This window comes from Agromyces sp. NPDC029043 (assembly GCF_055564615.1).
The window spans coordinates 75,821-92,558 of sequence record NZ_JBVHVX010000006.1 but is presented as its reverse complement, the minus strand read 5'-3'; the positions used below and the strand labels follow the sequence as shown (position 1 = coordinate 92,558).

16 protein-coding genes are annotated in these 16,738 nt (G+C 71.4%); 4 read left to right on the top strand and 12 right to left on the bottom strand.

Going from position 1 to position 16,738, the window contains the following annotated elements:
• Nucleotides 1-159 precede the first annotated feature (159 nt).
• From ACZ4TW_RS09845 to ACZ4TW_RS09835, 3 genes are all read right to left on the bottom strand, one after another.
• Nucleotides 160-861: a hypothetical protein gene (locus ACZ4TW_RS09845; RefSeq protein WP_465542489.1), complete on the bottom strand. Its 702-nt coding sequence runs from the start codon at nt 859-861 to the stop codon at nt 160-162.
• Between the two features lie 74 nt (nt 862-935).
• Nucleotides 936-1,442, bottom strand: a complete 507-nt coding sequence (locus ACZ4TW_RS09840) for an amino-acid N-acetyltransferase (protein WP_465542487.1) — start codon at nt 1,440-1,442, stop codon at nt 936-938.
• An 83-nt stretch (nt 1,443-1,525) separates the two neighbouring features.
• Nucleotides 1,526-4,048 carry an ATP-dependent Clp protease ATP-binding subunit gene (locus ACZ4TW_RS09835; protein WP_465542485.1) on the bottom strand — a complete coding sequence of 841 codons (2,523 nt, stop codon included), beginning with the start codon at nt 4,046-4,048 and terminating at the stop codon, nt 1,526-1,528.
• 181 nt (nt 4,049-4,229) lie between these two features.
• Between ACZ4TW_RS09835 and ACZ4TW_RS09830 the strand changes: the two genes are divergently transcribed.
• Genes ACZ4TW_RS09830 through ACZ4TW_RS09820 form a run of 3 tightly spaced genes read left to right on the top strand, consistent with a single transcriptional unit; the run spans nt 4,230 to nt 5,659 of the window.
• Nucleotides 4,230-4,847 carry a hypothetical protein gene (locus ACZ4TW_RS09830; protein WP_465542483.1) on the top strand — a complete coding sequence of 206 codons (618 nt, stop codon included), beginning with the start codon at nt 4,230-4,232 and terminating at the stop codon, nt 4,845-4,847.
• On the top strand, nt 4,847-5,095 hold the full coding sequence (locus tag ACZ4TW_RS09825; RefSeq protein ID WP_465542481.1) for a helix-turn-helix domain-containing protein: 249 nt from the start codon (nt 4,847-4,849) through the stop codon (nt 5,093-5,095). The genes ACZ4TW_RS09830 and ACZ4TW_RS09825 overlap by 1 nt, the downstream gene beginning before the upstream one ends.
• 39 nt (nt 5,096-5,134) lie before the next feature.
• Complete coding sequence (locus ACZ4TW_RS09820) at nt 5,135-5,659, top strand: glycine cleavage system transcriptional repressor (protein WP_465542479.1); 525 nt, start codon at nt 5,135-5,137, stop codon at nt 5,657-5,659.
• A 31-nt stretch (nt 5,660-5,690) separates the two neighbouring features.
• Here ACZ4TW_RS09820 and ACZ4TW_RS09815 read toward each other — a convergent pair whose 3' ends face one another.
• Both ACZ4TW_RS09815 and ACZ4TW_RS09810 read right to left on the bottom strand, forming a co-directional pair.
• The gene (locus ACZ4TW_RS09815) at nt 5,691-7,298 is read right to left on the bottom strand and encodes a hypothetical protein (RefSeq protein WP_465542477.1); all 1,608 of its coding nucleotides are present in this window, start codon (nt 7,296-7,298) and stop codon (nt 5,691-5,693) included.
• Nucleotides 7,299-7,305: 7 nt separating this feature from the next.
• Nucleotides 7,306-7,818, bottom strand: a complete 513-nt coding sequence (locus ACZ4TW_RS09810; protein WP_465542475.1) for a hypothetical protein — start codon at nt 7,816-7,818, stop codon at nt 7,306-7,308.
• Nucleotides 7,819-7,890: 72 nt separating this feature from the next.
• Here ACZ4TW_RS09810 and ACZ4TW_RS09805 point away from each other — a divergent pair, with 72 nt between their 5' ends.
• The gene (locus ACZ4TW_RS09805) at nt 7,891-8,913 is read left to right on the top strand and encodes a pirin family protein (protein WP_465542473.1); all 1,023 of its coding nucleotides are present in this window, start codon (nt 7,891-7,893) and stop codon (nt 8,911-8,913) included.
• Nucleotides 8,914-8,996: 83 nt separating this feature from the next.
• On the opposite strand, the gene ACZ4TW_RS09800 is transcribed toward ACZ4TW_RS09805, so the two are convergent.
• The 7 genes from ACZ4TW_RS09800 to lysS all read right to left on the bottom strand — a co-directional run bounded on the left by ACZ4TW_RS09800 (nt 8,997) and on the right by lysS (nt 16,624).
• Nucleotides 8,997-11,072 carry a PTS fructose transporter subunit IIABC gene (locus tag ACZ4TW_RS09800; RefSeq protein WP_465542472.1) on the bottom strand — a complete coding sequence of 692 codons (2,076 nt, stop codon included), beginning with the start codon at nt 11,070-11,072 and terminating at the stop codon, nt 8,997-8,999.
• Between the two features lie 11 nt (nt 11,073-11,083).
• On the bottom strand, nt 11,084-12,055 hold the full coding sequence (locus tag ACZ4TW_RS09795) for a 1-phosphofructokinase family hexose kinase (protein ID WP_465542470.1): 972 nt from the start codon (nt 12,053-12,055) through the stop codon (nt 11,084-11,086).
• Entirely contained in the window at nt 12,052-12,840 is a 789-nt protein-coding gene (locus ACZ4TW_RS09790) for a DeoR/GlpR family DNA-binding transcription regulator (RefSeq protein WP_465542469.1), read from the bottom strand. The genes ACZ4TW_RS09795 and ACZ4TW_RS09790 overlap by 4 nt, the downstream gene beginning before the upstream one ends.
• 392 nt (nt 12,841-13,232) lie before the next feature.
• Nucleotides 13,233-14,699 (bottom strand): cardiolipin synthase, encoded by a 1,467-nt coding sequence (gene cls / locus ACZ4TW_RS09785; protein ID WP_465542467.1) that lies wholly within the window; start codon nt 14,697-14,699, stop codon nt 13,233-13,235.
• A 6-nt stretch (nt 14,700-14,705) separates the two neighbouring features.
• Nucleotides 14,706-14,882 carry a hypothetical protein gene (locus ACZ4TW_RS09780; protein WP_465542465.1) on the bottom strand — a complete coding sequence of 59 codons (177 nt, stop codon included), beginning with the start codon at nt 14,880-14,882 and terminating at the stop codon, nt 14,706-14,708.
• 70 nt (nt 14,883-14,952) lie between these two features.
• Nucleotides 14,953-15,102: a hypothetical protein gene (locus tag ACZ4TW_RS09775; RefSeq protein WP_465542463.1), complete on the bottom strand. Its 150-nt coding sequence runs from the start codon at nt 15,100-15,102 to the stop codon at nt 14,953-14,955.
• A gap of 13 nt (nt 15,103-15,115) precedes the next feature.
• The gene (gene lysS, locus ACZ4TW_RS09770) at nt 15,116-16,624 is read right to left on the bottom strand and encodes a lysine--tRNA ligase (protein WP_465542461.1); all 1,509 of its coding nucleotides are present in this window, start codon (nt 16,622-16,624) and stop codon (nt 15,116-15,118) included.
• Nucleotides 16,625-16,738 lie beyond the last annotated feature (114 nt).

The window sequence follows — 16,738 nt, the reverse complement described above, 5'->3', positions numbered from 1 at the left end:
GTCGCGAGAGGGAACACAAACAAACCCCTGTTCCCCCCCCCCCCCCTCCCCCCCCCCCCCCCCCCCCCCCCCACCCCCCCCCTCCCTCCCCCCCCCCCCCCCCCCAAAACCCCGGGATTCGACGTCGCAGGCGAGCGGCGCAGGGCGCAGCGCGCCGCGTCAGTAGAGCAGGAACTGCTTCGTCGCGTCGGACTCGAAGCCCGAGACGCTCACGGCGAGGTGGTACGACGCTCCGCCGGCCGGCACCGCGGTGCGCTCACCGCCGCACGTGTCGGCGTTCGACCGCGTGCGATCCCACACGATGGGCGCGCTCGACGACACCGGCGAGTTCGGCACGAGGGAGACCTGCGCGTCGACGGCGTCGACCTGGCAGTCGGTCGACGTCCAGTACGCCTCGCTGCCGCTCGTGACGGTGAACACCTGGGCCGCGGTGCCCACGTTGAGCACGCACGTGTTCGGCCCCGTGTTGGTGATCGTCACCGAGAGGTTCGGCTGCTCCCCGGAGGCGTAGACCTGCTTGTCGGTGATCGCCTCGACGATGATCTGGCGTTCGGCGCACGGGGCGCCGTCGGCGGCGGCCTCGGCGGGCGGCTCGGACTCGATCGGCTCCGCGTCGGGCGCGTCGGTGGCGGGCGCGTCGGTGGCGGGCGCGTCCGTGGCCGGCGCGTCGGTCGCCGGCGCGCTCGCGGTCGCCGTCGGCCGCACGGTCTGCGACACCTCGTCGCCCTGGCTCGCTCCTGGGCGGACCACCACGAGGACGATCGCGACGACGACGGCGACCAGCCCGAGCAGGACCATGAGCCGGCGACGCCGGTACACGGAGGCGGGCAGTCGCCCGGGCGAGGGGCGGTTCGACGTCATGGCCTCAGGCTACGACCGGCGGAGGGAACTCCCCGGATGCCACCGCGGCGCGCCTTGCGCCCGCTGAGGAACGCTCAGAGGATCTTCAGCATCCGGGTGTTGCCGAGCGTGTTCTGCTTGACGCGGGCGAGATCGAGGAACTCGGCGACGCCCTCGTCGTGGGATCGCACCAGCTCGGCGTACAGCTGCGGGTCGACGGTCTCGGCGCCCATGTCCTCGAACCCGTTGCGTCCGAAGAAGCCGACCTCGAACGTGAGGCAGAACAGCCGGCTGAGGCCGAGCTCGCGGGCCTCGGCCTCGAGCGCGGCGAGCAGCGCACGGCCCACGCCGCGGCCGAGCCACTCGTCGCGGACGGCGAGCGTGCGGATCTCGCCGAGGTCCTCCCACATGACGTGCAGCGCCCCGCAGCCGACGACCTGGCCGTCGGCCGATTCGGCGACACGGAACTCCTGCACGGCGCCGTAGAGGTCGACACGCTCCTTGCCGAGCAGGATGCGACGCGCGACGAGCGGTTCCACGAGTTCGATGATCTTCGGCACGTCGTGCGTGCGCGCCTTGCGCACGTGGAAGGGCTGCGTCATCCGCTCATCGTATGCCGACGAGCGAGCGGGCGGATGCCGCGGCATCCGCCCGCTCGGGTCGAATCGTCGTACCGGGCGGCCGGTTACTGTCCCGCCGCCAGGTCGGGCGTGGTCGGGCCGGTGCCGATCGCGGCGCTCGTGTTGACGCCCACGCCGACGGGCAGCGCCCGCTGGGTGGTGGTGAAGACGAACTCGCCGTCGACGAAGTCGACGTGCACGTGGTCGCCCGAGTTGAGCTCGCCGTGCAGGATCTTCTCGGAGAGGCGGTCCTCGACCTCGTGCTGCACCGCGCGGCGCAGCGGGCGGGCACCGAGCGCCGGGTCGAACCCGACCTCGATGAGCCGTTCCTTGGCCGGGACGGTGAGCTCGACGGTCATGTCGCGGTCGAGCATGCGCTCGCCCAGGCGCTTGATGAACAGGTCGACGATCTGGAGGAGCTCGGGCTTCGTCAGCTGCGGGAAGACGATGATCTCGTCGACGCGGTTGAGGAACTCGGGCTTGAAGTGCTTCTTCAGCTCCTCGTTCACCTTCGCGCGCATCAGGTCGTAGCCCGTACGGGTGTCGCCCTCGACCTGGAAGCCGACGGGACCGCCCGAGATGTCCTTCGTGCCGAGGTTCGTGGTCATGATGATGACGGTGTTCTTGAAGTCGACCACGCGACCCTGGCCGTCGGTGAGGCGGCCCTCCTCGAGGATCTGGAGGAGCGAGTTGAAGATGTCGGGGTGGGCCTTCTCGATCTCGTCGAACAGTACGACCGAGAACGGCTTGCGCCGCACCTTCTCGGTGAGCTGGCCGCCCTCCTCGAAGCCGACGAAGCCGGGAGGGGCGCCGAAGAGGCGGGAGACGGTGTGCTTCTCGCCGTACTCCGACATGTCGAGCGAGATCATCGCCGACTCGTCGTCGAAGAGGAACTCGGCGAGCGCCTTGGCGAGCTCGGTCTTGCCGACACCCGTGGGCCCGGCGAAGATGAACGAGCCGGAGGGCCGCTTCGGGTCCTTCAGGCCGGCGCGCGTGCGGCGGATCGTCTTCGACAGGGCGGCGATCGCCTCCTCCTGGCCGATGACGCGCTCGTGCAGCGCCTTCTCCATGAAGACGAGACGCGACGACTCCTCTTCCGTCAGCTTGAAGACCGGGATGCCGGTCGCCTGCGCGAGCACCTCGGCGATCAGGCCCTCGTCGACGACGGCGGTCGTCTTGACCTCGCCCGACTTCCACTGCTTCTCGAGGCGGAGCCGCTCGCCGAGCAGGTTCTTCTCCTCGTCGCGCAGCGACGCGGCCTTCTCGAAGTCCTGCTCCTCGATCGCGGTCTCCTTCGCGGCGCGGACCACGGCGATCTTCTCATCGAACTCGCGCAGCTCGGGCGGCGACGACAGGATCGACAGGCGCAGGCGAGCGCCGGCCTCGTCGATCAGGTCGATGGCCTTGTCGGGCAGGAACCGGTCGCTGATGTAGCGGTCGGCCAGGTTCGCCGCGGCCACGATCGCGCCGTCGGTGATGGACACCTTGTGGTGCGCCTCGTAGCGGTCGCGGAGGCCCTTGAGGATGTTGATCGCGTGGGGCAGCGAGGGCTCGGCGACCTGGATGGGCTGGAAGCGGCGCTCGAGCGCGGCATCCTTCTCGAAGTGCTTGCGGTACTCGTCGAGCGTGGTCGCGCCGATGGTCTGCAGCTCGCCGCGCGCCAGGAGCGGCTTGAGGATCGAGGCCGCGTCGATCGCGCCCTCGGCGGCGCCCGCACCCACGAGGGTGTGGATCTCGTCGATGAAGACGATGATGTCGCCGCGCGTGCGGATCTCCTTCGTGACCTTCTTGAGGCGCTCCTCGAAGTCGCCGCGGTAGCGCGAGCCGGCGATCAGCGAGCCGAGGTCGAGCGAGTACAGCTGCTTGTCCTTCAGCGTCTCGGGCACCTCGCCCTTGACGATCGCCTGCGCCAGGCCCTCGACGACGGCGGTCTTGCCGACGCCGGGCTCGCCGATGAGCACGGGGTTGTTCTTGGAGCGGCGGGAGAGGATCTGCATGACCCGCTCGATCTCCTTCTCACGGCCGATCACGGGGTCGAGCTTCGACTCGCGTGCGGCCTGCGTGAGGTTGCGGCCGAACTGGTCGAGGATCTGCGAACCGCCCTGCGGCTGCTGCTGCTCGTTCGCACCGACCTGCACCTGCTCCTTGCCCTGGTAGCCGGAGAGCAGCTGGATGACCTGCTGGCGCACGCGGTTGAGGTCGGCGCCGAGCTTGACGAGCACCTGGGCGGCGACGCCCTCGCCCTCGCGGATCAGGCCGAGGAGGATGTGCTCGGTGCCGATGTAGTTGTGGCCGAGCTGCAGCGCCTCCCGTAGCGACAGCTCGAGCACCTTCTTGGCACGCGGCGTGAACGGGATGTGCCCCGTGGGCTGCTGCTGGCCCTGGCCGATGATGTCCTGGACCTGCTCGCGGACCGCGTCGAGCGAGATGCCCAGCGACTCGAGCGCCTTCGCCGCAACGCCCTCACCCTCGTGGATGAGGCCGAGCAGGATGTGCTCAGTGCCGATGTAGTTGTGGTTGAGCATCTTGGCTTCTTCTTGCGCCAGGACGACGACACGGCGGGCTCGGTCCGTGAATCTCTCGAACATCATCAACTCCTCGTCGACGCCGGGTGGGGGCGCCGATAGAACAACGGTAACGACCGCGCCTGCGCGGCGGGTCCGTGTTCGCCGTGGGCGCACCGATGCTTGACGGGTTCCAGTGCCATCCGTATCGTATCGATCATCGATAATATCGAAACTCGATATGGCCGGAACGACCGGAGGGCAGATGACCACCCATGACAGCACCAACCGCCTCGATCGCGGCGACACCATCGGGATGTACGCGACCGTGGGGATCGCGATGCTCGCCATCATCGCGACGATCTGGAACGTGGCGCTCCGACTCGGGGAGGTCGCTCCGCTCCGCGACGTCCCGGTCCTCGTCCCCTTCCTCGACGAGCGCGCCGAGCTGCCGATCGGGCCCGATGGGGCGGACGTGACCGTCTCGGTCGACCAGGCGGTCGTGACCGTGCCCGAACCGGCCGCGGCGACCGCCTTCGCCCTGGTCGCCGAGCCGATCGTGCACGGCGCCGCCATCATCGTCGGGGTGGTGATGCTCGCGCTGCTCTGCTGGAACCTCGCGCGCGGCCGCGCGTTCTCGCGCACCAACGTGCGGATCGTGCTGTGGGGCGCCGGCGTGCTCGCCGCCGGCTGGCTGCTGGGCACCATCCTCACGAACATGACCGTCAACGGTGCGCTCTCCGCGGTGAGCGACTCCACCTACGAGGGCATCACCTTCAGCACGAACTGGGCCGCACCGTTCGCGATCCTCACACTCGGCGCGGTCGGCGCCGCCTTCCAGATCGGCGCACGGCTCCAGCGCGACAACGAGGGGCTCGTCTGATGGCCCCGGCCGAGGTCGACGAGGCGCACGACGTCCACTGCCGGCTCGACGAACTGCTCGCCGAGCGCGGCCTGACGCTCACCCGCCTCGCCGAACTCGTCGGCGTGAGCGTCGTGAACCTCAGCGTGCTGAAGAACGACCGAGCTCGCGCCATCCGTTTCTCGACGCTGCAGGCCGTCTGCCGTGCGCTGGACTGCGAGATCGGCGAGCTGCTCGTGCTGCGGCCGGCGGATGCCTCGGGGCCCTGACCTCTCGACCGCGGCCGTCGTGCGTGATTGGATGCACCCATGCCCAGACTCGTGCTCACCGTCATCGGAGACGACCGCGCCGGCCTCGTCGAGGCGCTCGCCGAGACCGTCACGTCCCACGGCGGCAACTGGGAGCAGAGCCAGATGGCCGAGCTCGCGGGCCAGTTCGCGGGCATCGTCGTCGTGACCGTACCGACCGACCGCGCCGACGCGCTGCGCGCCGCGCTCGCCGGGCTCGACGGGCTCATGGAGGTCTCAGCGCATCCGGGCACCGACGAGGCATCCGCGCCGACCGCCGACGGCTGGCCGCACCTGCGCATCGACCTCGTCGGCACCGATCACCCGGGCATCGTGCGAGACGTCTCGGCGGTGCTCGCGCGGCACGGGCTGAGCATCGAGTCGATCACCACCGAGCGCCGCGACGCGCCCATGTCGGGCGGGCAGCTCTTCGAGGCGCACATCCTCGTGCGGGTGCCTCCCGGCGAGGACCCCTCCGACGTGCGCGACGACCTGGAGCGGGTCGCGAGCGAGGTCTTCGTCGACCTCACCATCGGCCAGGAGTGACCGCCGACCGGCTCGCGGACGGGTGCTGCGCTCATCGCGGCCCGCAGTCCACGCGGGCGACGTGGAAGGCGGCGATCTCCGTCGCGTCACCGGAATCGAGTGATGCGAGGCACTCTGCCAGCGTCGGCTCCACGGTGGCGAGGTCGTCGGGGGTCAACGGAAGGATGCGGATGAGCCAGACCGCGCTGCCCGGCGTGATCCGGGAGTCGTCCGCGACGGTGCGGAACGGGTCGAGCGAGGTGATCCGGCGGACCGCGATGAGCGGTTGACCGCCGTCCGGGAGACGGTCCTGGATCTCGGCGGCGTGGGCGGCGTCCTCCGCTGCGGCCGCGAACTCCGGCGAGACGCCGCCCTCCCAGTAACGCTGGACGAGCGCGATCCGGTCGCCGGGTTCGGCATCGTCCTTCAGCGCGTCGATGACGCGTTCCATGCCGCCGGGCTGCGGATCGAGGGCGCCCTCCCGTTCGACGGCGAACACGACCGACGAGGCCAGGACCACCCCGCCCAATGCGACCGCGGCGATCGCGAGCCGGGAGCGGGCGTGCGGGACCAGGTGCACGGCCGCGCCGATCGAGAGCGCCGCACCGGCCGCCGACCAGATGATGTAGCGATCGGTGAGCATAGGCGCGACGAGCCAGGACCCGACGAACAACGCGGCCCAGGGCACCACGGCGAGTGCGGCGGCGAATGCGGCGGTGCGGAGTCGCTGTTCCCGATCGAGGCGATCCACCGCGAGGCGGCCGATCGCCACGAGCGTCGTCACGATCATCGCGAGGAAGGCGGCGAGCGCGACGGCGTCGAACACGACGGCCCGTCCCGGCGTGACACCCCACGCCTCGGCGAGGAACGCGAGCGCCTCCCGCGGATTCGCGGCGTCGAGCCATCCGAGTTGGCCCCGCTGCCCCGACCCGACGAGGACGATCGCGATCGCGATCGCCGTCGCAGGCCCGATCGCGCCGAGCCAGGCCCGCACGCGTTCCCGGCGCCCGACGAGAAGCACCGCCGTCAGGATGAGCCCCCCGATCGCGAAGGCGTGCATGGCGACGGCGGCGACGCCGGCGGCGGCAAACCCGGCCCAGGCGAACCTGCGATCTCGTGACCGGTCGGTGCCGTTACGGGAGAGTGCGAGGTCCAGGCACAGCACGGCGGCCAGCGCGAACATGACCGAGAGCGCGTACGGGCGGGCGGTCGTCGCCTGGACGAGCATCGCGCCGTTGACCGCGAACGCGATACCCGACGCGAGGGCCGCCACCCACCCCCACCAGCGTGCTGCGATCACGCCGACGAGCGCGGTCGCCGCCGTGAACGCGAGGATGGAAGGCACCCTGAGGCCCGGCCCGGTTCCGCCCAGGCCGGGGGCGAGCGCGTGCATCAGCGCGTAGTACGGGCCGAGCACCGCGTCGACTCTGCCGACCGCCCGGAGGAGCTCGTCGGGTTCGAGTGCGGCGTGCGCTGCCGTCGCGTATTCGTCGAGCCACATCGGCGCGAGCGCCGACCGGTGGATCGCGAGGCCGAGTGCGAGAAGCGACGGCAGCGCCCACGCGAGCGACCTGACGGCGTCGGGCGTGCGGCGCGCGAGCGGGCCTGTCGCCGGACTCGACTCGCGGGTCGTCGGTGCGGCGCCGGAGGGACCTGCCACGCGCCGCCTACTTGACCGGAACGGTGACGACCTGGTCGCCCACCGTCACCTCGAGCTCCTCGGTCGTGGTCACGTCGGCGGGCGTCGAGAAGACGGTCGTGTGCGGCACGAAGTCGGCGGTGCAGGCGCCATCCTCCTGCTCGGGGAGGATGGCCTCGACCGCGTTGCCCTCGCCGGCCTCGGCGGTCACGCGCAGGTCGGTGGGCACGATCGGGCAGGTCGACGACCCCCAGATCGTGATGGCGAGCCGTCCGCCGTCCTGGAGGTACTGCACGACCGGCTCGTCGCCCGTGGGTTCGGGGGCCTCCTCGGCCGAGTCCTCCTCGGTCTCGTCCTCGGTCGGCCCGCCCTCCTCGGTGTCTTCGGCCTCGCCCTCGGCTTCGGTCTCCTCGTCGATGACGGGCAGGCCGGGGAAGTCCTCGATCGGGCCCGACCCGGGCGCGCACCCGGAGAGCAGCAGCGCCGACACGACGGCGACGGAGGCGAGCAGGAGACGGCGGACTTCGGCGTGCGGGGCCATGTGCGACATGCTAGCCCGCGGCATCCGTTCACGGCAGGATGTCGCGGCCCGGGCCGCGCGTAGGATTCGGGCATGAGCAACCTCGAACGCGATCCCGTCGAACTGCTCTGCCCGCCCGAGGCTCCGAACGGGCCGGCCGTGCAGGTGCTCGACTACCGCGAGGTCCCGCTGGGCGGACCGCGCGCGATGCCCGTGCGCCGCACGCTGCCGCAGCGCGGGCGCACCACGATCGGCGCGTGGTGCTTCGCCGACCACTACGGGCCCGACGACGTCTCGGCGACGGGCGGGATGGTGGTGCCGCCGCATCCCCACACCGGTCTGCAGACCGTCAGCTGGCTGTTCGAGGGCGAGATCGAGCATCGCGACTCCGCAGGCAGCCACGAACTCGTCCGCCCGGGCGGGGTGAACCTGATGACCGCCGGCCGCGGCATCTCGCACTCCGAGGTGTCGACGGCGAACACCACGCGGCTGCACGGCGTGCAGCTGTGGGTCGCGCTCCCCGAGGCGTCGCGCCACGTCGCGCCCTTCTTCGAGCACGCCGACACGACGCCGTTCGTCCTCGACGATGCGACGGTACGCGTGTTCGTGGGCGAGCTCGCCGTCGACGCCGGGGCCGAGCCGACGGATGCCGCATCCGCACCGGTCACCGTCTTCTCGCCGCTGCTCGGCGCGCAGGTCGACCTGCCCGCGGGCGGCACCGTCGACATTCCCCTGGACCCGTCGTTCGAGCACGGCGTGCTGGTCGACGCCGGCCCGGCGCACGTCGAGGTCGAGGGCGCCGACGCCGCCACCGAGGTGGGCTGGTCCGAGCTGGCGTACCTCGAGCCGGGTCACCGGCGCCTGCGGCTCCGGGCCGACGCCGACCCGGTGCGGGTCGTCCTGCTCGGCGGCGTGCCGTTCGGCGAGGAGCTCGTGATGTGGTGGAACTTCATCGGGCGTTCGCACGACGAGGTCGTCGAGTTCCGGCGGCGCTGGCAGTCCGACGTGATCGACCGGAACGACCCCGACGGACCGTTCGGCACGGTCGCCGGGTACGACGGCCGCCCGCTGCCGGCCCCCGAGCTTCCCACGGTGAGGCTGAAGCCGCGTCGCTGAGCCGCGTCGCTGAGCCGCGTGCGGACGCGCCGACGGCCGGTGCCCAGGAGGGAGCACCGGCCGCCGGGGTGATCGCGCAGCCGTCAGGCCACGGCCACCTCAGGCGCACCCACCGCCTGCTCTTCGCGCACCGGGCGCCGGTGTGCCCAGCGCTTGAGTGCGATGACCACGAGGGCGCCGACGACGCTGCCGGCGATGATCGCGAGGACGAACCACAGCAAATTCCCGATCGCGAAGAACACGAAGATGCCGCCGTGCGGAGCCTGCGACGTCACGCCCATGCCCATGCAGATGGCGCCGGCCACGGCACCGCCGATGATGGTCGCAGGGATGACGCGGAACAGGTCGGCCGCCGCGAACGGGATCGCGCCCTCGGAGATGAACGCCGCGCCGAGCAGCCACGCCGCCTTGCCGTTCTCGCGCTCGACCGGCGTGAACAGCTTGCGGTCGACCACGGTCGCGAGCGCCATCGCGAGCGGCGGGACCATCCCTGCGGCCATCACGGCCGCCATCACCTGGAGCGGCGCCTGGTTCTCGATCGACGCCGCGCCGAGGCCGGCCACCGCGAACGAGTAGGCGACCTTGTTCACGGGACCGCCGAGGTCGAAGCCCATCATCGCGCCGAGGATCAGGCCGAGCACGACCGCGGCCGCGCCGCTGAGTCCCGAGAGCCAGTCGTTCAGCGCCGTGGACAGGGCGGCGATCGGGCCGCCGAGCACGACGATCATCAACCCGGATGCGACGATCGAGGCGACGAGCGGGATGATCACGACGGGCATGAGGCCCCTGAGCCAGCGCGGGACGTCGAGTCGGGCGAACACGAGGGCTACCCAGCCGGCGAGCAGGCCACCGACGAGGCCGCCGATGAAGCCGGCGCCCATGAGTCCGGCAACCGAGCCGGCGACGAAGCCGGGCGCGATACCGGGGCGGTCGGCGATCGCGTAGGCGATGTAGCCGGCGAGCGCCGGTACGAGGAAGCCCATCGAGATTCCGCCGATCGTCAAGAAGACGGCACCCAGGTACTCGAGGATCCCTCCCTCCGGAAGGTTGAACAGGTTGTTCGTCGTGACGATCTCGTTGGCGTTCTCGGTGATGTCGTAGCCGCCGAAGAGGAAGCCGAGGGCGATGAGCAGGCCGCCGCCCGCGACGAACGGGATCATGTAGCTGACGCCCGTGAGCAGCACGCGCTTGACCTTCTGGCCGAAGTGCTCGTTCGCCACGGCCGCCGCAGCGGTGCTCGCACTGGCGTCACCCGCGACGCGCGGCGCCGACGGGTCGTCGATCGCGGCGACCGCCTCGCGGAGCATCTCGGCCGGGTGGTCGATGCCCCGCTTGACCGGGCCGGCCACGACCGGCTTGCCGGCGAAGCGCGACTTGTCGCGCACGTCGACGTCGACCGCGAATACGACGGCGTCGGCCCGCTCGATGACCGACGGCGCGAGGGGCGTCGAGCCCGACGAGCCTTGGGTCTCGACGTGCAGCTCGATGCCCTCCTGCTCGGCCGCCTTGGCGAGCGCGTCGGCGGCCATGTACGTGTGTGCGATGCCCGTGGGGCACGCGGTCACGGCGATCAGCACGGGCTTGCCGGTGTGGTGCGCGGGGGCGGCGGCCGCGGCAGCGCCTGCCGCGGTGCCGGCGGCGGCCGCGGCGGCGGCAGCGGCGGGGGCGCCGGGTGCGGCTGCAGCCGGTGCCGGCGCGGCGGCCGGCTCGGGCGCGAGGGCCTCCTCGACGTGGCGGACGAACGTCGCGGTGTCGGGCGCCGAGCGCAGCGACGCCACGAACTCGTCGCGGATGAGCGAACGCGCGAGCGTGGACAGCACCGCGAGGTGGTCCTGCGTCGACGCCGTCGGCACCGCGATGAGGAACACGAGGTCGGCGGGGCCGTCGAAGGAGCCGAAGTCGACGCCCTTGGGCAGCCGGGCCGCGGCGAGCGTCGGCTCGGTGACGGCGTCGGACTTGGCGTGCGGGATGGCGATGCCGCCGGGCACGCCGGTGGAGTCCTTCTCCTCGCGGGCCCAGGCGTCGGCGAAGAGCGCCTCGGCGTCGGTGGCACGGCCGGCCGCGACCACGCGCGCGGCCAGCGCGCGGATCACGTCGGCCTTGTCCGCGCCCAGCGGCGCGTCGAGGCTCACGAGCCCCTGGTCGATGACGGTGGACATCGGGTTCCCTCCTATGGGATGACCGGGGCGACGGCGCCCCGGATGCGGGTGACGGTGATGGCGGACGCGTCGGCCAGCTCCCGCGAGGGAACGGCCGAGCCCGGGAGCGACGCGGCGGCCGCCCCGTGTGCGACCGCCTGGGCGAGCGCCCGCTCGGGCGCCGCCCCTTCGGTCACGGCGAGCAGGAAGCCGGCGAGCGAGCTGTCGCCCGCGCCGACGGTGCTGCGCGGCACGATGCGCGGCGCAGGGGCGAACCATCCCTGGTCCTCCCCCACGAGCACGGCCCCCTTGGAGCCGAGCGTGACGAGGGCCGAGCGGATGCCGCGAGGCACGAGCGTCGCGGCGACCTCGGCGACCCGCTCGGGGTCGGCCTCGAGGGCGTCGGCGTCGGACTCCCCGGCGAGCTCGGCGAGCTCCTCGCCGTTGGGCTTGATGAGGTCGACGGGCTCCCCCGCCTCGATGAGCGCCGCGAGCGGCGCGCCCGATGTGTCCACGGCGATGCGGGCCGCGACGCCCGCGGCACGGACCTCGTGCACGACCCGGACGTAGAAGTCGGCGGGCAGCGACGGCGGGAGCGAGCCGGCGAGCACGAGCCACGAGGCATCCGCCGACTGCGCGACGACCGCCGCGACGAGCGCCCGCTGCTCGGGCTCGGTCAGCACCGGGCCGAGCTCGTTGAGCTTGGTCGTGACGCCGTCGGGCTCGGTGATCGTGATGTTCGAGCGCAGGCGCGCGGCGATCGGCACGGTGACCACGGGCACGCCCGCGGAGGCGAGCGCCACGACGAGCGGGTCGTCGGCGCGGCCCGGGAGCACGGCGACCGACGCCGCGCCCGACGCGGTCAGGGCGCGCGTGACGTTGACGCCCTTGCCGCCCGGCTCCTCGACGTTGCGGGCGACGCGCTGCACCTCGCCGCGCAGGAGCGGGCGCTCGAGCTCGACCGTGCGATCGAGCGACGGGTTGACGGTCAGCGTGACGATCATGCGACCCGCACCTCCACCTCGGCCTCGTCGAGCGCGTCGGCCAGGGCGGGCCCCGGCGGCGCGTCGGTGATGAGCACGTCGACCTCGTCGAGGCAGGCGAACCGGTGCAGCGCCTCGTCGTCGTGCTTGGACGCGTCGACGAGCACGACCGCGAGGCGCGATCGCTCGACCATGGTGCGCTTGACCTGGGCCTCGAGCTCGTCGGGGGTCGATAGCCCGAACTCGGCGCTCACGCCGTTGGTGCCGAGGAACGCGATGTCGGGTCGGATGTCGGCGAGCTGGGCGACCGCGGTCGGGCCGACGGCCGCGCTGGTGACTCCGCGCACGGTGCCGCCGATGATGCGGACGATGAGGTTCGCGTTGCCGTGCAGCAGGGCCGCGATCGGCACCGAGTTCGTGTAGACGGTGAGCGGGGCGATGCCGGGCTCGGGCTGCCATCCGCCCAGGGCGTCGGCGAAGGCGCCGGTGGTGGTGCCCGCGTCGAGCAGGATCGAACCCGTGAAGGTCGGCGGCACCAGGGCGAGCGCCGCCTGGGCGATCGCGCGCTTCGCGTCGGTGTGGCGCTCGGTGCGCTCGAGGACGGTGGTCTCGGCGAGGCTCGCCCGGGAGGCGCTGACGGCTCCCCCGTGGACGCGGCGCACGTGGCCGGCCTTCTCGAGCGCGTCGAGATCGCGACGAATGGTCTCGGGGGTGACGGCGAGGTCGGCGGCGAGGTCGGCGACCGAGACGCGGCCCGTGCGGGCGAGCGCGTCGAGGATGTGCTCGTGTCGCTCCATGGCGTACATGCGGCCCCCTTGCCGGATCGATGTGCAACCTGCGTTTGTGTGAGTTTAGCTCGCGATTCCCACTCAAAGCAAGTCTATCCGCAGAAATTCCCACACAAACGGATGTCACGCCGCTCGCTGAGTTCTCATCACCCCCGCCGAATCCCGCGTTTCCGCGGGTGCACCCGCACGAACCCGGAACTCGGCTGGCCTCGCTCGACGACGCGATCCCACGCGCGGGAGCCACCGCGGTCGCGAATCCCGCGTTTCCGCAGGTGCACCCGCACGAACCCGGGATTCGGGCGAGATGGCCACGCGGCGAGGCGGAGACACGGGCGGCGGGCACGGGCGGCGGGCGCGGGCGGCGGGCGGGGCTGCGACGCGGGCGGCGGCGCGGCGCGGCATCCGCTCGCCTACTGCAGCGCCGAGGTGAGGCGGGCAAGGTTGTCGAGGACCGTCGATCGCAGCGGCTGCGTCATCCAGTCGTCGAGCGTCAGCTCGCGGCTGTCGCGCCGGTACCCGTCTTCGACCGCGCGCATCTCGCGCACGAACGACTCGCCGCGCACGAGGAGCGAGACCTCCATGTTGAGCTCGAACGAGCGGATGTCCATGTTGCTCGAGCCGATGACCGCGACGTCGTCGTCGATCGTGAAGTGCTTGGCGTGCAGGATGAACGGCGCCTTGTACATGTAGATGCGCACGCCGGCGCGAAGCAGCGCCTCGTAGTACGAGCGCTGCGCGTGGTACACCAGCGCCTGGTCGCCGAGCTCGGACACGAACAGCTCGACGTGCACGCCGCGCTGCGTCGCACCGCTGATCGCGCGCAGCATCGCCTCGTCGGGCACGAAGTACGGACTCGTGATGATGATGCGCCGCTCGGCCGCGTAGAGCAGCGCGAGGAACAGCTTGAGGTTGTTCTCGTTGACGTATCCGGGCCCGCTCGGCACGACCTGGCAGTCCAGGTCCTGCGGTGCGGGCTCCTGCGTGAACGGGATGAGCTCGTCGCGCGACGGCGCCTCACCCGTCTCGAGGTACCAGTCGGTCGCGAAGATCGCGTCGAGGCCCGACACGATCGGCCCCTCGACCTCGGCGACGAGCTCCTGCCACTTGAGCCCGCGGCGGATGTTGCTTCGCTTGTGGTAGCTGCGGTCGACGATGTTCTGCGACCCGAGGTAGCCGATCTCGCCGTCGACGACGAGGATCTTGCGGTGGTTGCGCAGGTCGGGCCGCTGGTACTTGCCCTTGAACGGCATGATCGGGAGCATGAGCTGCCAGTCGATGCCGAGGTCGGTCAGGCGCCGGATGGTGCGCTTGTACCCCTTCACGCGGCGCGACGCGATGTGGTCGATGAGCACCTTCACCTCGACGCCGCGCCCCACGGCGTCGCCGAGCGCGTCGACGAAGCCGGCCGTCGTCGAGTCGTAGGCGAAGATGTAGAACTCGACGTGGACGTACCGCTTGGCGCGTGAGATCGCGGCGGCCATCGCGTCGAGCGAGGCCTGGTAGTCGCCGATGAGGCGCGCGCTGTTCGAGCCGATGAGCGGCATCGCGCCGAGATTGCGGTTCAGTCGTACGACGCCGTCGAACCAGGCGGGCCAGTCGGCGCTGTCGCTCACGCGCTCGACGCCGTGCGTCGACTCGCGGATGAACCGGTCCACCTCCTCCTGCTTCTCGCGGCGCGCCTTCGGCAGCTTCGGGTTGCCGATGAGGAGGAAGAACAGGATCCCGAGGTATGGGATGAAGAAGATCGCGAGCAGCCAGGCCATGCCGGCGGTGGGGCGGCGGTTGCGCGGCACCACGATGATCGCGATGATCCGGACGACGAGGTCGATGAGGACCAGGATGGCGGCGATGATCGCCGTCGCCTGCGCCTCGGTCATGCCTGGCTACGCGGCTCGGCGCTCGGCGGCGTGCTTGGCGCGCTCCTCGGCTTCGATCTTGGCGTACGAGTCTCGTTCGGTGCGGTCGGCGCGGAGGATCGCGCGCATCACGAACCAGAACGTGAGCCCGATGAGCACCGTCGGTGCGACCGACCAGATCGCGTTGAGCCAGAAGTCGTCCATATCCCCTCCAGCCTACCGGGGGTTTCCTCGGCTTCGCTGGGCGCGGTGCGCCCCGGTTCGGGGGCGGGCGTCAGCCGCTGGTGACGATGCCCCAGATGCCCGATCCGAGCAGGTACAGCCCGATCGCTCCCACGACGATCCAGATGGCGAGGCGCGTCATCGACGGCTTCCGGGGGTCGCGCTCGGGCTCGAGCTCCTTCTTGGGCAGGTAGTCGTTCATCGTGCCGTCCGTTTCACTTGACGAGCGGGAAGAGGATGGTCTCGCGGATGCCGAGGCCCGTGATGGCCATGAGCAACCGGTCGATGCCCATGCCCATGCCGCCGGTGGGCGGCATGCCGAACTCGAGTGCGCGCAGGAACTCCTCGTCGAGGCGCATCGCCTCGGGGTCGCCGCCCGCGGCGAGGCGCGCCTGCTCGACGAACCGCTCGCGCTGCACGACCGGGTCGACCAGTTCGGAGTACCCGGTCGCGAGCTCGAAGCCGCGCACGTACAGGTCCCACTTCTCGACGACGCCGGGGATCGTGCGGTGCTGCCGCACGAGGGGCGACGTGTCGAGCGGGAAGTCCATCACGAAGGTCGGCCGCTCGAGGCCCGACTTCACGTGGTGCTCCCACAGTTCCTCGACGTACTTGCCGGGCAGCGGGTGGTCGACCTCGATCTCGACCGCGTCGGCGAGCTCCTTCAGGCGCGACATCGGCGTCTCGGGGGTGATCTGCTCGCCCACCGCCTCCGACAGCGAGTCGTACATCGACAGCCGCGCCCAGTCGCCGCCGAGGTCGTACTCGGTGCCGTCGGCCCAGGTGACGACGTGCGACCCGGCGACGGCGAACGCGGCATCCTGCACGAGCTGCTGCGTGAGATCGGCGATGCCGTGGTAGTCGGTGTATGCCTGGTAGGCCTCGAGCATCGCGAACTCGGGGCTGTGCGTGGAGTCCGCGCCCTCGTTGCGGAAGTTGCGGTTGATCTCGAAGACGCGCTCGATGCCGCCGACGACGGCGCGCTTGAGGTAGAGCTCGGGCGCGATGCGCAGGTAGAGCTCGGTGTCGAACGCGTTCGAGCGGGTCACGAACGGCCGGGCCGACGCGCCGCCGTGCATTACCTGGAGCATGGGCGTCTCGACCTCGATGAAGCCCAGGCTCGTGAAGGTCGAGCGCAGGCTCGCGTTCACCTTGGCGCGGTCGACGACGTTGCGGCGGGCCTGCTCGCGCGCGATCAGGTCGAGGTACCGGCTGCGCACGCGCGTCTCCTCGGAGAGCTCGTTGTGCAGGTTCGGGAGCGGGTTGATGGCTTTGGCCGCCATCCGCCACTCGGTCACCATGATCGACAGCTCGCCGCGGCGGCTCGTGATGACCTCGCCCGTGACGGCGACGTGGTCGCCCAGGTCGACGAGGTCCTTCCAGGCCGCGAGCGACTCCTCGCCGACCTCGCCGAGGGAGACCATGGCCTGGATGCGGCTGCCGTCGCCCGACTGCAGGGCCGCGAAGCACAGCTTGCCGGTGTTGCGCAGGTGCACGATGCGACCCGCGAGCGAGACCGTCTCGCCGCTGCGCTCGTCGACGCCGAGGCCGACGAAGCGCGAGCGCACCTCGGGGATGGTGGAGGTGATCGGCACCGAGACCGGGTACGCGCCTGCGCCGGGGTCGGCGGCGGCCTCGATGAGCCGCTCGCGCTTGGCGAGCCGCACGGCCTTCTGCTCCGAGATCTCCTCGGCGGTCGGCTCGTGCGTGGTCTCGTCGGCCATGTGGTCTCCGGATCGGTCGGCGGCAGGCGTGCTCCGGCGCCCGTGCGGACGCCATGGACCAGCGTAGTCCGCCGCGCCACGCCGATCCTGACGGTCGACCGGATGCCGCCGGCC